Source organism: Halomonas sp. SpR8 (genome assembly GCF_031010195.1).
Lineage (GTDB): Bacteria > Pseudomonadota > Gammaproteobacteria > Pseudomonadales > Halomonadaceae > Vreelandella.
The window spans coordinates 323262-343592 of sequence record NZ_JAUAMC010000001.1 but is presented as its reverse complement, the minus strand read 5'-3'; the positions used below and the strand labels follow the sequence as shown (position 1 = coordinate 343592).

Genomic DNA, 20331 nt, shown 5'->3' with positions numbered 1-20331 from the left:
CTCAATGCCCCCAAACGACAAAATGGGGATTGAGATGTTGCTGAGGATGAGAGTAGCTAAGCGAGGTACCCGTAAGCGTTACAACACGGCCACCTGCTTCCGCTACAACCGCATGCGCGGCGGCCGTGTCCCATAAACAGGTTGGCCCTAAACGTGGATAAACATCTGCAGCCCCTTCAGCGATTAAGCACAGCTTCAATGAACTCCCCATAGGGACTAACTGATAGTCACCTAGCCGCTTTAACCACGTTTGCATGGCGGCCTCTTCCCTTGAGCGGCTAGCCATCACTCGCCAGGATTGCCCGGCCGAAGGGTAACCAGCAACACGAATGGGCACTAAATCACCCTGCTGCTCAATCTTAAACGCTCCTTCGCCTTGCGCCGCGCAGTAACCTATCCCAAGCGCGGGAGCGAACACCACACCCAGCACCGGCTGGCCGTGATCAATCAAGGCAATATTGACGGTAAACTCATCGTTGCGTTTAATAAACTCCTTGGTGCCATCTAAGGGGTCCACCAACCAATAACGCTGCTCTGAGGCGGTGCCCGTAAACGCCGCGGTTGCTTCTTCCGACAATATTGGCAAATCACCTTCAAGCGCCGCCAGCCCGGCGATGATCACGTTATGTGCCGCTTGGTCTGCCTCAGTAACAGGGCTATGGTCAGCTTTCATCGTGACCTCAAACTCCCTGGCATAGATCACCATAATGGCATCGCCCGCTTGGTGAGCAAGCGCCAGCACTTTCATCATCAAATCACGCATTTTGAGCAGCCCCGTCACGTCAGTGAGAACAATCAAACCATTGTGGCAATGGCTGAGCTGGATTAGTTACTTGAATAGGTTTTAGCGAAGAATTGCTTAACTAACCTTCTATACCAATAAAGCCTAAATATATTACTCAAACCCAAAATAAAAGGCACTAAATAGACGGCAAGCTCCCCACCTACTAAATACGGCGTAAAGCTTGCAAGCATGAAGATGATGAGCACCATCAAAAACATAGCGGTATTAAATATCAAAGCCATACTTTCGTAGCCACACAAATTAATCAATACAGATTCAACTACTCCTAACTGAGCTGTTGCAACATAGAAACCGATAGCCATCACAAATATAAAAACCGAGCTAAAATTATTAACACTAGTAAAAAAATAGAAGTACACAAGTATGAAAAATGAAAGAAGAGGAAACAACAGCGCTATCACTCTCTTAATCTTATTTTTCAACCCAGACACCAATACATCATCAAACTTAACGTTAAGCACCATCCTAGAGAGCGATGCTGAGCCGTTATTGATAATACCTCTCGGAATAGCAGCGATTGAGCTAAAAACCAAGACAGCCAATGACGCCACAATCGCTATCTCCTCCCCTCCTAAAGCGATAAAAAAAGAGGGAAGAAGGAAGCTAACCCCCCCACTCGCGGCATTGGACACACCAACGACTAAACTTGAAATCGTATTTCCGCTTGAAACCAAGCGTATATTCTTAAAAAAAGAAGCCTCTGCCCTACTCTCTCTTACTTCTAACAGCAATACGACCAATAGAGATAGAAAATAGGATATAGATAGAAAAACAAAAACCTGATGGACTTTTAACTCATCAAACAAAAGAAAGTAACTAACTAGCAAGCATACATAGAAAAACCCGACTAGAACGTCATTCAATAAAAGAAGCCAAAACTTTTTATTAAAAATAAGATAGCTTCTGAACACCTGATACAGTGAAGTGGCTATTACCAACAAAAGCACTGAATAAAAGTCTGGAAGAGGCACCAAGTAGGCTGCAAGAAAGGAAATTAAAAATATTACACCACCGCCAATAACAGCCGATGACAATGAATAGCAGAAAAAAGCATTAATATTGGAATTTATTGCCATGCTTTTGACAAGAATTGTAGAAAAACCAATCCCGCTGATCATGACAAAAAAAGCAACCAACGTATATTCTGTTGAAAATATAGCGGTATCACCTGATGCAACAAATAAGCTTGAAAAAATAATAACAAATATTCTAAATGCACCAGGCGTGGCAGCTGTAAAAATAGGCATTTTTTTTTCAACCGCTGACAATAAAGTAGCCATATAACAATTCCTGATCTACATGAAGCCACTCGGGAGCCCTATCAAAGTCTCGTTAGCGGCTATACTTTAAATTAAAAAGATTAAGTGCGAACGGCTCTCCCATCAAGACCACTCGTAAACACAACATATAACAACAAATCTCAAAACCTTACTAACAATTAGTAAATCTTGAGCTAATGCTTGATCTATCTAATCTCTATTAAATTTATATCTAATTTCTATCTAACAAAAGGGCAGATAGCTGAAAGCCACCTGCCCTCTCGTTTAGCTTACGTATTATAGTCTTAACTACACATCATATCCTGCTTCACGTGCAAGGAGAGTGTTAGCCTTCAGCCAGCCTTCAATATGACCGCAATCAAAAGTGCGACCATTCATGCGAAAGGCCTGCACTGAGCTGCCCTCCTGCATTAAACGATCAATCGCATCGGTCAGCTGAATTTCGTTACCGGCTCCGGGAGGCTGGTTGCTAAGCAGCTCCATCACGCGGTAAGGCAACACATAGCGACCAATAACGGAGAGACGTGAAGGCGCGTCTTCAGGCTTGGGTTTCTCAACCACGCCTCGCATATCGGCGCTCTCACCGGCATTCGGCTCGCTACTCCCGCAATCCACAATACCGTAGCGATAGACTTCATCTTCCGGAACCGCTTCCACCATGATCTGGGCTGCGCTGTTCGCATCCCAGCGCGACACCATATCGCCAAGATCACAAACGTCACTGCCCGCCTGCGGTTTTACCAATACATCCGGCAGGATAACCGCAAAGGGTTCACCCTGGCCCAGCAAATGCGCTGCACAAAAAACCGCATGGCCTAAACCTTGTGCGTTCGGCTGACGGACGCTGGTGATTTTCAGTCTAGGCGGTGCAATAGCCGCCAAGGTTTCCAGCAAAGCATCTTTGCCTTTTTTGGCCAGAGAATCCTCGAGCTCTGCATGCGCATCAAAATGATCTTCAATGGAAGACTTACCTGTACGGGTCACTAAAATAATTTCATTGATACCGGCTGCCAGCGCCTCCTCCACCACATGCTGAATCAGCGGGCGATCAACTACCGGCACCATCTCTTTAGGGATCGACTTGCTAATCGGTAATAACCGCGTACCAAAACCCGCTACCGGAATTATCGCTTTACGCACCTGCGTCATTAGTGACTTCCTTAATTTTGTTTCCAATAGTGTGTTGAGAGGCTGCTATGGCTAGGCGACTGGCGCCATTCAGCTATTTTGAGTAGTAGTTGCTCGGTACTGGGATCTTGCACGACATCCTGCTCAGAATCATCCCCCGCAAGCGTATTATAAAGGCTGTTTGCCAACTTTTTTCCTAGTTCGACGCCTGGTTGATCGAATGGGTTAAGACTCCACAACACCGATTGTACAAACACCTTATGTTCATAGAGTGCTAATAGCGCGCCTATGCTCCAAGCATCAAGCTGCTTTAAAAGTAGCAGCGAATTAGGCTGATTGCCGCGATAACCCTGGGCCATATGCCCGCGTAACCCCTGAGGTATTGCATCATCGCCTAATGCAAAAAGCTGCGCCTGGGCCAAACAGTTGGCGAGAGTTAGCTGCTCCTGAGCCACCAAAGACGCCTGAACATTATCTGAAAATCCTCCCTCGCGCTCAGCGACAGCGACGAAATCTGCGCTAACGGTATGCCCACCTTGGTGCAGCAGTTGATAAAATGCATGTTGCGCATTCGGCCCGACATCGCCCCAGATAATTGGGCAGGTTGCATGAGTCACCGAGCAGCCATCCAGGCGAACACTTTTACCGTTTGACTCCATCTCTAACTGCTGCAAATAAGCCGGCAAACTTTTCAGCCGCCCATCGTAAGGCAGCACCGCATGAGTGGAGATATTGAGAAACTGGCAATTCCAAGCGCCGACTAACGCCATCAGGGTAGGCATATTCTCAGATAATGGTGCCTCCAAGAAGTGGCGATCCATGGCGTGCGCGCCCTCTAACAGCGCATTAAAACTCGCCATACCCAGCTGCATTGCCACGCTAACACCTATCGGCGACCACAGCGAAAAGCGCCCGCCAATCCAATCTTTAAAGACCAATTGATGCGCGTCAGGAATGCCAAGATCGGTCATCTTCTCAGGTTTAGAAGAAACCCCGACAAGCTGATGACGACATACCGTGGGCGTGTCAATTTCCAGCCCATCGCTTAACCACGCCAAGGCCGTGCGTACATTGAACTGAGTATCTGCGGTAGTAAACGATTTAGATGCCAATACCAACAACGTAGTGGCGGGGTTTAGCGACTCCATCAGCGGTAATAACTGAGCACCATCCATGCTCGACACATAATGGAGATTAATGCGCGTCTGACTGGGGCGGCTTGCTAGCGTCTCGCTAATCATTTTCGGCCCTAAATCCGAGCCGCCCACGCCAATATGCACCACATCGGTGATTGTCTCACCGGTCGCGCCAAACCACTCACCTTGGTGTAAACGCTCGACCATCTCCGCTAAGCGTAATCGCTGGTGCTGACAAAAAGCGGCAGCATCTTCCATACCTTTAGGTGGAACCGCAGATGCTGGCCAGCGCGCCGCCATGTGCAGTGCGGCTCGCTGTTCAGAGATGTTCACTTTAGCCCCAGCAAATAGCGCGTTACGCTGCTCTTCAACGCCACAGCTATGTGCCCAATCAGTCAATAATGAAAGGGTTTCCTGGGTAACCCGCTGCTTACTGAGATCCAAATGGAGTGTATTAAACGTAAATGCCAGCGCACGGGAACGCTCACGAGCAGGAGCAGAATCGCCACCAATCAAATCACTCAGCGTGTGTGCTTGAAGGTGTTCCGCGTGGGTTTGCAACGCATTAAGAGGGGTATAAAGGCGGCTATTAACCGCATTAAGATGAGCATTCATGATCTATCCTCCTTGATGATGGCTGGGTAATAACCGCTACTCTTTCCGAGCAAGCGCCAGGCCAGCCAACCTAGCTTTACATTTAACTGTATATTTTACAGCAAGATGAAGCCACAGAAGTACGTAAAATATTCCTGATGAGGTACGCACACCCATGCCACATTTTCACACACTGCACCCTTCTGGCACCGCTTTCGCGCTGCACCCGCGCCGGGCCGCCGCTGGGGTACGCCGTAGGCTTACCACTCGCTACGAAACCGTTTGACGTTTGACGTTTGACGTTTGACGATAAACGGTATACTTTGATAACCATGATCAAAAGCTTTCGATGCAAGGACACTCAGCGCTTATTTGAAACGGGTAAAACCAGACGTTTTTCCGCAATCAAAGCCGTAGCAGAGCGCAAGCTCATAATGCTTGAAGCAGCCGAGGCGCTGGAGGACTTGAAGTCTCCACCTGGTAACCGGCTAGAGCCTCTGACTGCAGATCGTGAAGGTCACCACAGCGTCCGCATTAACAAGCAATGGAGAGTGTGCTTCCGGTGGACGAATGATGGTCCGGAAGACGTTGAAATTGTTGATTATCATTAAGGAGAACGCGCTATGAATCGTAATGGTATGCGCCCCATCCATCCAGGAGAGATCCTTCGGGAAGAGTATCTGGAACCGCTTGAAATGAGCGTGAACGCGCTGTCTAAGGCACTGCATGTTCCTGCAACCCGGATGAATGAAATTGTCAGAGAAAACCGAGGCATTACGGCAGATACAGCGATGCGGCTTGCCCGATACTTTGGCACTAGTGAGCGTTTCTGGCTAAACCTGCAAACAGAGTATGCGCTTCGTCAGGCTCAGATCTCCAAGGCAGACCAGGTGGCCCGGGAGATTGAGCCCCACGCGGCGTGATGGAGCTGTTGTAGTATCATATCAACACCCCCGCTAACAGCGCCTTGGCGTTGTCTATCAGCTCATTTAGGTGCTGCTCGCCTTTGAAACTTTCGGCATAAACTTTATAAAGCGACTCGGTGCCGCTGGGGCGTGCAGCAAACCAACCATTTTCGGTGGTGACTTTGATCCCACCGATGGCGGCGTCATTTCCCGGGGCGTTAACCAGCACAGCGGTGATCGCGTCGCCTGCCAGGGTTTGCTCAGTGACGCTCTCGGCAGTTAGGCCCTTGAATGCCGCCTTCTCTTCCGGTGAACAGGCGGTATCCACGCGCTTATAGAAAGGTTCGCCAAAGCGCTCAGTGAGCGTGCGGTAATATTCGCTAGGCGTTTTACCGGTAACGGCCATGATTTCCGCTGCCAACAAACACAGCACGATGCCATCTTTATCGGTCGACCACGCCTTGCCGTCTCGGGTCAGCAAGCTAGCGCCAGCACTCTCTTCGCCGCCAAACGCCAGCCAGCCTTCATGTAGGCCATCCACAAACCACTTAAAGCCTACCGGCACCTCATAAAGCTCGCGCTGGTGTGAAGCCACTACCCGGTCGATCATCGAAGACGAGACCAGTGTTTTACCGACTTTCAGCGACGCAGCCCATTCGGGACGGTGCGTCATCAGGTAATCAATGCACACAGCCAGAAAGTGATTAGGGTTCATCAGGCCGTTGGCATCGACAATCCCATGGCGGTCAGCATCCGGATCGTTACCAAAGGCAATATCGAAACGGTCTTTAACATTGAGCAGATTGGCCATCGCCGCAGAGCTCGAGCAATCCATACGGATTTTGCCGTCATGATCAGGCGGCATAAACGCAAACTCTGCGTCCACCGTGGTGTTCACTACGTCAAGATTCAGCTGGTAGTGCGCCGCTATCGCCTGCCAAACCGGCAATGCCGTGCCACCCATAGGGTCGGCACCCAGAGTCAGGTTGGCCTCCTGAATCGCGGCGATATCCACCACGCTGCCTAGCTTAGCCACGTAATGCGCCGTGAAATCGTACTCCTGGGCGTGGGCAATTGCTTCGTCAACAGACACGGTGTGCACATCTTCTAGCTGACGCAGCAGGTAAGCATTGGCGCGTAGTTCTATCCAGCCGGTAGCATCAGTGTCTGCTGGGCCGCCGTGATGCGGGTTGTACTTAATGCCGCCATCTTCAGGTGGATTATGCGAAGGCGTGATAATCAAGCCATCCGCCAGTGCAACGTCAGGCACGGCCTGATCTTGAGGCTGGTTGTGGTGCAGAATCGCCTGGCTCACCAAAGGCGTGGCGGTATAACCATGATCTTTCTCAACAAACACCGGCACCCTGTTAGCAGCCAGCACCTGCAGCGCGCACTCCCAGGCGGGGCGCGAAAGCGCGTGGGTATCGAAGCCCAGAAACAGCGGTCCTTGGTAGCCCGCCTCAAGCCGATAATCGACCACCGCCTGAGTAATGGCGTAAATGTGCGCGGCATTAAAGGTGCTTTCGATGGCACGGCCACGGTGGCCAGAGGTGCCAAACGCCACGCGCTCCTTGGGAGCGTTGGCGCTCGGCTGCTGTTCATAAAACGCTTTTAAAATGGCTTCCATTGTCATAGCTACCTCTTTTCTAGTTTAAACATGTTCACCGCTGCGAGCCTGCCAAAACTGCACTGCGAAATTAGGATTGCCAATGCGTTGAGCATCTATCGCAGCCTGCCGGGCCATCCGCGCCGTTGCCACCGGGTCATCCAGCAACTGGCGTAAGCCATCCAACCAAGCTGCGGTAGAATCCTCCACCAACAGGCCGTTTTCGCCATGACGCACTACCTCAGTGTAGGGGTAGCGATTGGAGTAGATGCCAACCCCCCCCATCGCGGCAATATCCAGGAATTTAATAAACGACTTCCCATAGTTGAACGGTGTTGCCAATAGTGGCGCTAAACCAATATTTAGGCGGCACTGGCGCTGGTACCGCTGAAACGCCTGCCACGATAGCGGTGCCGGGGCTTTTACCCGTGGCAACGCTGCCAACTGTTTAGGACTATGCTGGCCCAGCATTACTTCAAGCTGGGTATCGTCGCGTTGCCGTTGCAATGCCTCTAAGGCAGGCGCGATATGCAGCAAATCGTGGAGATGCGCCCGCGTACCGTGAAAGCCTATTTGCCAAGGATTCTGTGCAGAAGGTGAAGAAATAAAGTGGTCATGGCTTGGTAACGGTGCCAATAAGGGTGGCGTTAATACCGAAACACTAGAATGGCGCGGGGTAAAGTAGCTTGCCAATTGATCGCTGCACGCCACCACCTCATCAGCCAATGCCAGCAAGCGCGGCTGCAAACTGACAATTCGTGCCATACGCTTGCGATACGCGCTGGGCAATGTGCTGTCACTGGCGGCAGCGGAAATATCATCATCAATTAAGTAAACAATATAGCCAAACGCATTGCGATGACGCTCTAACCAGCGCAGCCAGCTCAATGGCAGTGAACGGCATAACAGCAGGTTAACGCCCGCATAGCGGCGCTTAAAAGAGCGCCCCTTAAGCAAAGCAGCGCCAAAAGAGCGAGAGACAGGAAAGCGCTCAGTTATTACGCCCATTTTCTCAAGCTCAGGAGCGGCGGATTGATAAAAATAGATATCCTCAGTAGGCCGCGCGCCATCGCTAAGAACAACCCAGTCCAAGTGGCTATTCATTCACCATTCACCATTCACTCCTCACCATTCACCCCTCACCACTCACCACTCACCACTCACCACTCACCACTCACCACTCACCATTCACCATTCACCCTCTATCGCAACGAAAAATCTTCATGCACAAGTGTCAGGTTGGGGTTATAAGCCGGGTCGTGATCAAGCTGTTTGGCCCAGGTTCGCCGCATGTACTTCACTTCGCTTAACCAGCGCGCACGCTTGGAAGGTGTATCATCGGCCCCGCGCGAAATCGACTCATGGTGATAAAGCTCAGCAAACGGTGACCATAAATTGCGGTAACCGGCCTCTCTGACTTTCAGGCACAAATCGACGTCGTTATAGGCGATACGAAGATCCGCCTCATTCAGCCCGCCGACATTATCGAAAACACTTTTACGCAGCAGCAAACAAGCGGCGGTAACCGCAGATAAATTCTGAACCAGCTTTAATCGCCCGGTGTAGCCTTCGCTATGGCGAGGGAAAAAACGATGGGCATGACCTGCAACATCACCTAAACCCAGTATGACCCCCCCGTGCTGCAACATACCGTTTGGGTAATAGAGCTTCGCGCCGACGCAGCCGATTTCAGCCCGGCTGACCTGGCTAACCATCTCCGTTAACCAATGCTCATTAACGGGTTCAACATCATTATTGATCAAGCCAATAATGCTGCCACGGGACTCAGCCGCCCCAAAATTATTGATAGCTGAATAATTGAACGGATAATTCCAGCGCAGCACTCGCACACGGCTATCGCGCTTTTCCACCTCGGCCATATAGCTCAGCGTTTCAGGGCAGTCACTTTCATTATCCAGAATGAGCAGCTCAAAGTGCTGGTAAGACGTTCGCTCCAAAATCGCATCCACACACGGACGCAGAATATCGACACCGTTACGAGTAGGCACCAGTAAGCTGACTAATGGTTCTGGAGAAGGAATTGGCCACTCAATGCGCACAGAGGTAGCCGTCAAGCCAGGGCGTACGTTCGCTTCGACGCTTGAAACGTGTTGCGCCAGTACGTTTTGCACCAGCTTAACGGCGTCGTTTTGAAGAAGCGGTCGTGGCAGCGCAGTGCCTCGATGGTAAAGCATTAACGGTAAATGGCAGACAGAGTGAGGGGTGCCATAAATGCTATGCCACATGAAAAACGTCAGTGCCAGCGCATAATCAACCGCAGCAGCATTGGTTAACGAACCCAATAGCTCAGACTGCTCTGCTTCCAACTGCCATAATAAACGCCGTTTGTAGAGCGCCACACGGCCGATATAGTTGGTCGAGAGCAGTAAATCAGGGTTCCAGTCCGGCTTAAAAGCCGGATAACAGCGCTCCCCATCTGCTCTCAGAAAATCCTCATCGGCGTAGAAGAGCTGCGCCTCCGGGTAGTTATTCCACGCTTTGGCTAATTTACACAGCGCCTCATGGGCAAGTTGGTCACCCACACTTATGCGCATGACGCCATCGCCTTGGGTTTGGACAAACCCCTGGAGATCCAAATGCGCAAATTCGCGATGATAGCTATGGATAACATTGATACGGCTAGTCGCTGGAATAGAGCGTTCCAGGCTCTGCCGCTGCTCGTCCGAAATATCGGCAGAGAGCACGATATAGATTTCCCAGAAAAAATAACTCTGGGCTTTTAATGACGAGATCGTGTCGAGAAACGGCGCTTCCCCATGCTCAAGGTCTGCTAGCGTCACCGGCATCACCAGTGAAAACAGCGGTGCGGACTTCAAATCAGCAATCACTCTTGCGGGGTCTTCGTTTGCCGCCTTCTCGGTGGTGGCCACCCAGCGCGTGTAGTCATCATCAACATGCTGTTTCGCGTGGGTTTGATCGTAGTCGGCTAGGGCCAACGTCCGCCAACGGCGGGCTTGAGCCACCGATTCAACGTGTAACGAACGTACCGCTTGGCTTAACCGCATGCCTTTATAGTTAGCGTGGTTATTGATCAACCGCCGCGCCAAACGGTCATGAGCAAACCATGGGGTTAGCCACACCCACTCAACGGTTGCCTCTGCCAGCGCACTTACTGAGGCCAAAAAAGAGAGAGAAACCTTCTTCACCCCCATCGGCACCCATAAAATGCGTTTAGTCACTTTGCCAGGGCGCAACGAAACCGATGACTCGATTATCCGATTAGCCGTATGGATAAACACCGTTGCCGCACCGTGCGCATCTCCACCCAGGCCATCTATTTCGAGCATATTCCAGCCCGGCCAGGGTTTTTCGCCTACGGTAACGCAATGAGTACTAGCCTCAAGAGCGATAGCACTATCAAGCGGCTGAGCTTGCTCAACACGAAGTAGCGACTTCCTGCGCCAGAAAGCGGGAATCTCATTATTGAAAACCGTAGCGAGCTTATCTTTATAACTGGCGATGTGTTGCCTCATACCTCAATTCCTAACCTATTCAGTTTCAAGGCAACTTTCACTTAATAAGTGCGCTGCAGGTTTTTTCCCATGGCAGCAGCCCAATCGCTTGCAAATAATCATCGGAGGCGATGATACGCTTTTCCCTTACCCCCTCAAGCGCCTTTTCATCAAGCTGCTCACTCTTTTGACGTATCACCTCCTCCAAAGAGTGGCTAGCCGAGGGCACCTGCACGACAAAACGTCCATTGGTTTGCGCCGCCAGGTAGCTAGGCGCCACCGCTGCGACCACGTCAGGATCAATGTTGCCAGCGCTGTGAACGAACACAAAACGCTGAAAAACACGACATAGATAATTGAACATTGAAGAACTAGAAGAGGAGCCAAACAGCAGACAGGTGCCTGGCATCAGGGCATCAGGGTATTCGATGACTAATAGCCTACCAAAATTAGGTAGGCCGTTATCGTAGGTTTTGTAACGCGAGTGGCTAAACGAGGTCAGCACATCGACGCTAGAGCGCTGCTGAGGCGTGAGCTTATTGCCTAAGTCTCCGCCCATCTCTTTTTGCTTATAGCGATCTTTTTTAAACAGCGTTTCGCACGTACCTTTTTCGATGCCGAGCTTTTCGGCAAGGGCTATGGTGGCCATTCGTGCGCCTTTATGCGTCCAGTGGGTATCAGTGGGGATAAAAGCGTCATCGCCCAAGGCTTTTAATTTCTCCACTGGGTAAACGATATCTTTGGCCGCATTTAAGCTTAGCACCTGATGTAGAGGGCCAGATTCACCCTCTTTGCGAGGATGATAGCTCGCTCCCATCACGCTCTCTTTAGAAGGCGCTACCAGCAGTGCCCAAGGCGTGTTTGCTGCCGTTTCGGAAACCTGACCCAGGTAGTCGCTCCATCCCTCAAGGCCCGTTTGGGTTAAGCGCATTCTGCCCATGAACTGGTCGACGCTGCCATTGGTATCGTTATCCAGAAACAGCCAGCCTTGCTTGCCCTTGAGCACTTTTAATTGCTGCGCCGGCTGCACATCCTGGGTATCAACATTCACTTCTTGTAACAGCCGGCGCTGATCGTCTATTGCTAGCCATAATCGAAACTTAGCTAGCTGCGGCGGCACGGTAAAACGAAAACCACACACTCGCTGAGGGTGCCGGTCAGCAGACACCTTTAATATGTTCTCAATCACATCAGGGCGATCAATTTCAAGCGGATGGCAAAGCTCGAAAGCAGGTTGCCACTCGGCAATAATCTGCACGTGGCTCTGCATCTCCTTTAGCTCTTCGGGCAGTAGTAGCCAGCCCTGCACCACGCGCCCTGACGGTATAAACCGTGAACCGCGTTGCTCGGAAGGGTAATCAAGCGACCAGCGCTCTAGCGGCAAATCGTCACTGTCATGAGTGGACGCTGCCCCCTCCGTTAAGCGACGCCTCAACCAGCGTTTCAAATCAAATGAGCCAGAACTGGCTTTAGAGCTATTGGTAGCCTCTTTAGCACTGTTTAAAACAGCAGTTTGTCTAATGGGCGGCTGCTTTGCGCCTAAAGAACCAGCAACGACTTGCTGCAACCACTGCAGTTGTTGGGCAACTTTGGGAGCTAACGCCGCTGCGCCCAGGCAGGCAACCTCGTTACGATCATGGCGGATAAAATATTCACGCTGTTTCTGATAGTTGGGCGTTGCCGCACTACCCCGCTTCGACTTACCCAGCACAAACTCCTCAACCGATTTAACCAGATAGTGGTTAATTCGAGCACCTTCCCAAACAATCTGCTCGCTTAACCCCATGCGGGGGTCGCCCTGTTTATCCAGGCGGGGCTCAACTGGCTGGCCCAGGGCATTCACATAGCAGCCACGATTTAGGCGTGCATAGTGGGGGTTGGCAAACTCGTTGACATAGGCGGGCCTAACAATGCTCTTAAAGTGATGGTTGGGGCCAAACGACTGCTTAGCGCGCTGGGTGAAGCGCTCAATCACCAGCCCTTCATCACGAAATTTAGCGTCGTTGGAGCCAAAGCAGGCCCAATTTAGCGCTAACGCGCCAACCTCCGGTGAAGCAAACTGCTCTGCCAACCAGTCCAATAACGGCGAGTTTGATTGCTTCCCTGGGGGCTCGGGTTCTATGGTCGGAAACAAGTACTCATCGGCATCAATAAACGCCACCAAATCAATATCATTAGGCCGCTTTTCAAGTAACTGTTGATAAGCAGGTAACTGGGGCGGCCCATCCTCACTGGATACTGAAATCAGTGTTACCAGCCCTGCTTGGGCCAGCGACTCCAACAATTCGTATGTCCCATCGTCACTCTCATTGTCCGCCATTAAAAAATGGCTAGCGCCCACCGCCAGGTGATATGCCAGCCACTCATTCAAACTATCTATTTCATTTTTGACGATAGCAGCAATTGCAAGCTTCAAATAAAACCCCTAACAATTCTCAATAAACGTTGTAAATAAAAGCACTAACTAACATTAAATAAACTCAGATACGCGGGTAAGGCGATATGCATCGACCAGTGCATCTCGCAGTTTAACCGCATTGAAGCAGATTTGTGCTCGTTTGCGGCCCGCTTGCCCCAACTCACGGCACTGCCCCGGGGCATTGGCAAGCTTGGCGACGCGCTGCGCGGCCGCTAATGGATCACTAAAGGGCACCAGAAAACCGGTTTCTCCCTCAACCACTAGCTCGTTCAATGCCCCCCAGTCATAAGCAACGACCGGCCGCGCGGCGGCCATGGCCTCTAAAACAGTACGTCCGAAAGACTCTTGAAAGCGTGAGAGGTTCACCACGATATCGAGCTGCCCAAGCGCTTCGGCGGGCTGACCAACATAACCGGCAAAGGTAATATTAGCAGGTGCATTGCCCTGCGCCTGCCGTCTTAGTAGCGCCTCAATAGCGGTGGTATGGGTACCAAAAAGGGCAACGTCAACGTTAGGGGCAAGCGTTTGTAAATGCACTGCCATTGCCTCCACGTCAGTTAAGCCCTTCTTGGCAATATTGCTACTCAACATACCCACTCTGATAACGCCTTCGCGATGAGGCGCATCAAACGCCACCTCCGGTAGTGTTAACAGCGGCGCCATCTCAATGGTATTGGGCACCACACAAAGCGATGGAGAGCGATTGTCGCCAATGGCGTTACGCTCAAATGCACGAGCAACGCAGTGGGAGTTAGCCATGATGACATCGGCATGCTGGTGGACATGCGCTACTATTTGCTCTGGCGCTGCACCTAATAGGCTGCACAGCGCTTCATCATGGGCGGGTAATTCGCGAACGTGGGTTAGCGTTGCCACGCCTTCCAGCTTAGCCGCCACATAAGGCTCATCCAACACAATGGTATTGCCATGCACCGCTTTGACTGAGTAGCGCTGTATCAGGTTGCGAAAATATCCGACGGTAGCGCTGACGGGCGCTCTGCCCACCTGCCACCAACCATAAGGCAGTACCGCCAACGCCTTACAGCGGGTTAGCAGCGCCTGCTCATACGCCACGTTATTGGCCTCGGGCAGCGTGACAATCACATTCCACTGCAACTCGCCCATCGCATCCAGTACATCTAACAGGCTGCGCTCAGCGCCGAACAGCGACGCGCCCGCCTGGTGCGCGCACAGCATAATCGTGGGTCGGTTACTAAATTCACGTTCGCCCTGCCAGATAGGCAGCGCCTCTAGCCCCTCCGCGTGCCCTTGCATCATGTAATGCGCTAACGGGTGCTGACCGGAGCCCACCACCTCAGGGTAACGCCGACAGTAACCGGATAACGAAAAATGCGGGCCAGGGTCTCGCCGCTCCACCACGCCAGCGGTATAAAAGTGCTCTAACGGCTCGACCCTGGCCTGCTGCAAATCGATATAGCGCTCTAAATACCAGCCTGCTTCAAAGAGCGATGATTCGCTAACCTCATCAACCTCAGTAAAGCGCGCCTGTGCAGAGCCAGTGCCACGCAGCATAACCGGAGGCGCTACGAACAGGCGCTGCTCAGGGTACTGGGGCATATAAAGCTGTTGGGCACTTTTAGCACTGGCATGCCAACGACGTGCAGACTGCATGTAGCGGTAGCGCAACCCGGCAAACTGAGTAGCCAAATGCGAGCGAGAGTGTTGACTCAACGACCCCTCATCAGCACGGCCAAAGGCGAGCGGAACGCCAGGCAGCGCGATAATCATACCCCCAATACCAAACACCGCCTCAACGCGCTCGCGGTACTCGGTATCCGCATTGATACTGACCTCATCCCAAAAACCTAGTGTATCGATCACTTCACGGCGCAGCATCAGCGAGGAGATATTGGGGTACACCCAGCCGTCATCGTCTAACCGCCAGCGGTGAAACAGTAGTTCAGGCGTTACCCGTACCCAGTGCGAAAGGCACGCCTTCGCGGCGGGGTTCGCTTCCAACGCCTGCCACTGGGTAACCAGCTTTTGAGGGTGAGACCAGTCATCGCTGTCGTGGGTAGTGATAAAATCGCCGGTCGCCGCTACCAGCCCAGTATTACGCGCCGCATAAGCGCCCTGGTTGGTAGCGTGCTGAATCACCATTAGCGCAACATGCTCCGGCGCCTTCTCCTGCCACTTAGCAACCTCTTCAGCCCCGCTGTCTTCACTCGCATCATCAACCACAATAATTTCCAGGCGCACGGACTGCTGTTCAAACAGGCTACGCAGTGCGGTGCCAATCGTATGCTCTGCATTGTGAAGAGGCACGATGACGGAGATTAGGGGTGAAGGGTGAGTGGTGAGGGGTGAGGGGTGAATTGTGAGTGGTGAATTGTGAATGGTGAATGGTGAGGGGTGAATGGTGAGTTGTGAGGGGTGAAGGGTTAGGTTATCTAGTGCTAAAGGCGCAGCCGTGTTTTGCTGGGCAATGGGGCTTAGGCCATGGGTAGTAAACAGATGGTTAAGTACTTCCAGCCGGGGTTTATCGCTGGCCTGTTTGACCAGCAGACTATTCGCATCCGCAAGATACGTATCTGCCTGGTCAGGGAAACGCTGCTTAAGCATATCCAGTAACGTGGGTAACGCACTGCTAAACGTACCGGGCAGCTTGCCTTCAAGCTGAAGCCGACAGAGCGCTTCTACAGCCAGCAACGCCATGCGTGGGTGCTCTACCCTCGTGAGCACACTTCTAGGGTCACTTTGCGGCAGCAGGCAGGTGGCTATCTTTTCCCACTGCTGCTGCCAAGCAAACCAACGGGCGAGTGCCCAACGTGCGTCACGCTGCTCATCGGCACTGGCGGCAGCATCATCAAGCAGCGCGTGTAACCTTGGCAGCATAACCGCATGGGCACCACGCCAAAGCGCATGATCCCAGGCAAGCGCACGATTGCGCCTAGGTAAGCGGCCCTCCTCCGCCCCATGGCGTTGGTAATGCTCCCAAGGATCAACGCCTGCTTGTGCCACATCCGGGTAGGCAGCCAAGTACCATTCAGCGTCAAACTCCGCCTTAGTGGCAGTATCTGGTAATGGTGGTGCCACCTCAACAGGCGAAGAGAAGAATTGACGCCAGCAGTTAGCTAAAAAAGAGAGCATTCCACCTCAACCAATAAAAAAACAAAAATGGGGCCTGCACAATGCAAAACCCCACTAGATACCCTGACAGCAGCAATACACGCTACCCGCAGGATGGTCAGTCACTACCAAATAGGTCTCGGGTGTAGACTTTATCCGTCACGTCTTTTAGCTCATCAACCATGCGATTGGTCAAAATCACATCGCACTTATTTTTGAACGCATCAAAGTCACGCATTACGGTAGAGCCGAAGAACTTCTCTTCATTAAGCGCGGGTTCGTAGACCACCACTTCTATGCCTTTTGCCTTGATGCGCTTCATAACCCCCTGCATGGCACTGGCACGGAAGTTGTCTGAACCAGTTTTCATGATCAACCGATAAATACCCACCACCTCAGGTTTGCGGCGTAACACCGATTGCGCAATAAAATCTTTGCGCGTACGGTTAGCCTCGACAATGGCCTGAATCATATTGCTTGGCACATCTTCATAGTTGGCTAGCAACTGCTTGGTATCTTTGGGCAAGCAGTAGCCACCGTAACCAAAACTAGGGTTGTTGTAGTGCTTACCAATACGCGGATCCAGGCCCACGCCTTGAATAATCTGTTTTGCATCAAGGTTATGGGTTTCGGCGTAAGAGTCTAGTTCATTGAAATACGCGACACGCATCGCCAAGTAAGTATTGGCAAATAGCTTGATGGCTTCGGCTTCAGTGCTATTCGTCAGCAGCACTTCGGCATCCTGCTTCAACGCGCCCTGCTTTAGAAGCTCCGCGAAGGTTTCACCCCGGGCAGAGCATTCACCGACAATAATCCGCGAGGGATAGAGGTTATCGTGCAGCGCCTTGCCTTCACGTAGAAACTCAGGCGAGAACAGCAGGTTTTTGGTGTTTAGCCGCTCGGCTGTCTCTTGGGTGTAACCCACCGGCACCGTCGACTTAATCACCATCACGGCTTCTGGATTAATACGCATCACCTGGTCAATAACCGCTTCGACACTTTTGGTGTTGAAGTAATTTGTCTCAGGATCGTAATCAGTAGGCGTGGCAATAATCACGAACTCGGCATCTTTGTACGCCAGCTCGGCATCCAGCGTCGCCGTGAAGTGAAGGTCTTCACGAGCAAGAAAGGCTGAAATTTCAGCATCCTCGATCGGCGAAACACGCTTATTCAGCATCTCGACCTTTTCAGGCACGATATCAACAGCGGTGACTTCATGGTGCTGTGCCAACAACATGGCGTTAGAAAGGCCCACATAGCCCGTACCTGCAACTGCAATTTTCATACTTGCATCCCTGAGTATTTAAAGAATAAGAAAGCCAGGCAGCCCGTTGTTTGTGCAAAAGGAGAAATAGCAGTGGCACCCGGTCGACTTAAGCAAACTGGTTCGTACCCTCCGCTTTACGCGGAAGGCGGCGCTTTGAAAAAAGCGAAGAGAATTAAACGGCTGACTTGGGCATTGCGGACGAAGCAACCTTGGTGGTTCGCTAAGGTAAATGATTCAAAACAGCAAGCATTGAGCACTCAAACTCTATCTTCCGATAGAGAAATCCAGCCCGAGTGAACGCTCCGAAGTATCAACAGTAGCAGAAGGTGCGGCAGGCGTAACGCCCCCAGCACGCCACAAGCGGCTCATGCCTTTCTCCAGCGGAATCAACTCCAACTCAAAGCCGTAACGTTCTGCCCATGCTTCACTGATATCTTTTTCTTCCTGACGGTTGGCATCGTCCATCCAAATTTCAGCGGTAGGGGCCAACCACTCGAAAAAAGCAGGCAATGCGGGGTAACGGGCATACAAACAGGTTGCACCTGGTGGGCCATCGACGATCAATAAGTTGATCTGCTCGATACCCTCTAAATCAAGCGAATACCAGCGAGAAGATTTTTCAGCATCAGCAGGGTTCAAGTGCTCCCCGTACCATGGCACCAATACACCCACTCTGAGCTCAACCCAGGCGGTTAACGCCTCATCTTTAAGGGTTTCATTGGTTTTATCGGCATACTCTTGCAAGTGCTCAAGGCTGATCAGCTTTCCGCTGCCGTTCTGACGTAGCGCATCGGCAATAACAAGCGTCGTTACGCCACTACCTGTTTCCACAACGACTTGAGGTTTATGTTTACACACCCAAGTATGCAAGCGTAGTAGGAAGTCTGGGGCAGCTGGCCAGCCGCTAAGCGGCGGCAGCTGACCTTTGATAGCCAAGCGTTTTTCCAGCCACAAGAGACTCTCCAGACGTGGGTAGAGTAAATCTGCGACTTTCTTGTGCAGGTTGCTACTTTGCCACTTTAGCGTATTATCGATCTCTCTCAGCAGTTTCTCAATACCGTGATTATTGCTTTTATCAGACATACTCACTCCACGCAGTTGGTTTGTTTTATATGTAAAGGTTTAAATAATTATTAATTATTCAACAAAAACACTGCATTTTAGCAAGACACTTACGATTCAAATCAATAGCGTTTTGAATAGCTGAGGACTCCGTGTAACAGCGCAACTCGGGTGCATTACCAGAAGGCCGGATATGTACAATATCGCCTAGTGCAAAAATGACCCGCAGGCCATCGGTTGAATTTACATGCTTAACACTTCCCAACTCTCCTAGCTGCAGTTCCTCAACCAGCAGTTGAGACTGTGCAGTCCAGCGATCAATAGCATTAGACGCTTTCACCATATCAATGCTTTGAATACGGTCACTGTAGGTATAACGTTCAGGCAATGAAGAGAATAAATTTGATACGGTTACCTGTTTTCGAGCAGCCGCTGCAAGTAAAGCAAGCACGGGCAGCAATGCATCTCGAGTAGGTAAATCATCAGTCAAGAATCCACCGTTCGCTTCAAATCCGGCAATGCGCGAACAACGACTCTCTAAGGCTTGCATGCCTTCAATCACATAGGGTGAGCCAATTCGTGTGCGCGCTACTTCTTTAAAATATCCACTTAGCTCAATCGCTGAGTTACAGCTGACAGGAATCGCTAACGCTTCAATACCTAGCTCCTGAGCGCATATGAGACCCAAAAGATCGCCACGTAACCATTCGCCATTTTCATCTGCAACTAATGGCCTATCGCCATCACCATCCGTTGAGAAAATAGCATCCAACTGATGTTTTTCAGACCATACGCGTCCACGTTCCTGATCCTCTAAGGAAACGGCCTCAGTATCGATGGGCACAAATGACTCTGTACGACCCAGAGAAACAACGTCAGCTCCCAGTTGCTTAAGTACATGCGCATTAATATCGCGACCAGCGGCAGAGTGCTCATATAGCCCAATCCGCTTTCCGGATAAAAAATCCGCGGGGAAATAATCAAGATAGCGCTTTATATAATGCTGTTCAGCCGCTTTCGATTCTGACGGTAAACCCGCTATGAATGAAGGTAATTTTGAACTGATATTAACAATTGCCTGCTCATCAGCCTTAGTAATTTCACCGTCAGGGCGGTAAAACTTGATACCGTTTCGGTCAAAAGGAATATGACTGCCTGTAATCATTATAGCGGGAATACCCTGGCCCATAGCGTACAATGCAAGCGCTGGAGTGGGTAATACCCCAAAATATTCCACCTGTAAGCCAAGCGCTTCAGCAACGCCAGCGCAGGCAGCAGCCATTCGGGGGCTGCTGGGGCGGCGGTCAATAGCCAAGGCAACTCGTTGCGTATCAAACTTACCTTTCAAACTTTCAATAAAGCCAACGGTAAATGCTGCGCAAGCTTCATCGGTTAATTGTTCAACCAGCCCCCGAGCACCACTAGTACCAAAAGCAATACCACTGTCATTAATGATTTCTGCAACAGTTTTAGAATCCGACATCAACAGCTCCATCACGAAAAATTATATAACAGTGGTTATCAATATATTTTTAAATTATCTAATTCTTTTAACTAAGCACATAA

14 protein-coding genes are annotated in these 20331 nt (G+C 51.0%); 2 read left to right on the top strand and 12 right to left on the bottom strand.

The genetic code is table 11. The annotated features are described in order from the left end of the window. Window position 1: 1 nt before the first annotated feature. From cysQ to pgi, 4 genes are all read right to left on the bottom strand, one after another. Window positions 2-763: a 3'(2'),5'-bisphosphate nucleotidase CysQ gene (gene cysQ, locus QT230_RS01545; RefSeq protein WP_308319727.1), complete on the bottom strand. Its 762-nt coding sequence runs from the start codon at window positions 761-763 to the stop codon at window positions 2-4. A 62-nt stretch (window positions 764-825) separates the two neighbouring features. Further along, on the bottom strand, window positions 826-2085 hold the full coding sequence (locus QT230_RS01540) for a hypothetical protein (RefSeq protein ID WP_308319726.1): 1260 nt from the start codon (window positions 2083-2085) through the stop codon (window positions 826-828). A 288-nt stretch (window positions 2086-2373) separates the two neighbouring features. Further along, on the bottom strand, window positions 2374-3234 hold the full coding sequence (locus tag QT230_RS01535) for a UTP--glucose-1-phosphate uridylyltransferase (RefSeq protein ID WP_308319725.1): 861 nt from the start codon (window positions 3232-3234) through the stop codon (window positions 2374-2376). Window positions 3235-3245: 11 nt separating this feature from the next. After that, window positions 3246-4964, bottom strand: coding sequence for a glucose-6-phosphate isomerase (pgi, locus tag QT230_RS01530; RefSeq protein WP_308319724.1), 1719 nt, complete (start codon window positions 4962-4964; stop codon window positions 3246-3248). Window positions 4965-5275: 311 nt separating this feature from the next. Between pgi and QT230_RS01525 the strand changes: the two genes are divergently transcribed. Continuing rightward, window positions 5276-5554 (top strand): type II toxin-antitoxin system RelE/ParE family toxin, encoded by a 279-nt coding sequence (locus QT230_RS01525; protein ID WP_308319723.1) that lies wholly within the window; start codon window positions 5276-5278, stop codon window positions 5552-5554. A gap of 12 nt (window positions 5555-5566) precedes the next feature. Next, window positions 5567-5866, top strand: coding sequence for a HigA family addiction module antitoxin (locus tag QT230_RS01520; protein ID WP_308319722.1), 300 nt, complete (start codon window positions 5567-5569; stop codon window positions 5864-5866). A 16-nt stretch (window positions 5867-5882) separates the two neighbouring features. On the opposite strand, the gene pgm is transcribed toward QT230_RS01520, so the two are convergent. The 8 genes from pgm to QT230_RS01480 all read right to left on the bottom strand — a co-directional run bounded on the left by pgm (window position 5883) and on the right by QT230_RS01480 (window position 20248). Beyond that, entirely contained in the window at window positions 5883-7475 is a 1593-nt protein-coding gene (gene pgm, locus QT230_RS01515; protein WP_308320106.1) for a phosphoglucomutase (alpha-D-glucose-1,6-bisphosphate-dependent), read from the bottom strand. 24 nt (window positions 7476-7499) lie between these two features. After that, entirely contained in the window at window positions 7500-8558 is a 1059-nt protein-coding gene (locus tag QT230_RS01510; protein ID WP_308319721.1) for a glycosyltransferase family 1 protein, read from the bottom strand. A gap of 98 nt (window positions 8559-8656) precedes the next feature. Then, on the bottom strand, window positions 8657-10948 hold the full coding sequence (locus QT230_RS01505; protein WP_308319720.1) for a glycosyltransferase family 2 protein: 2292 nt from the start codon (window positions 10946-10948) through the stop codon (window positions 8657-8659). 37 nt (window positions 10949-10985) lie between these two features. After that, window positions 10986-13343, bottom strand: coding sequence for a glycosyltransferase family 2 protein (locus tag QT230_RS01500; RefSeq protein WP_308319719.1), 2358 nt, complete (start codon window positions 13341-13343; stop codon window positions 10986-10988). A 54-nt stretch (window positions 13344-13397) separates the two neighbouring features. Then, window positions 13398-16457 (bottom strand): glycosyltransferase, encoded by a 3060-nt coding sequence (locus QT230_RS01495; protein ID WP_308319718.1) that lies wholly within the window; start codon window positions 16455-16457, stop codon window positions 13398-13400. A gap of 97 nt (window positions 16458-16554) precedes the next feature. After that, on the bottom strand, window positions 16555-17721 hold the full coding sequence (locus QT230_RS01490) for a nucleotide sugar dehydrogenase (protein ID WP_308319717.1): 1167 nt from the start codon (window positions 17719-17721) through the stop codon (window positions 16555-16557). A 246-nt stretch (window positions 17722-17967) separates the two neighbouring features. Continuing rightward, on the bottom strand, window positions 17968-18786 hold the full coding sequence (locus QT230_RS01485; RefSeq protein WP_308319716.1) for a class I SAM-dependent methyltransferase: 819 nt from the start codon (window positions 18784-18786) through the stop codon (window positions 17968-17970). Between the two features lie 58 nt (window positions 18787-18844). After that, window positions 18845-20248 carry a phosphomannomutase gene (locus QT230_RS01480; RefSeq protein ID WP_308319715.1) on the bottom strand — a complete coding sequence of 468 codons (1404 nt, stop codon included), beginning with the start codon at window positions 20246-20248 and terminating at the stop codon, window positions 18845-18847. Window positions 20249-20331: the final 83 nt, after the last annotated feature.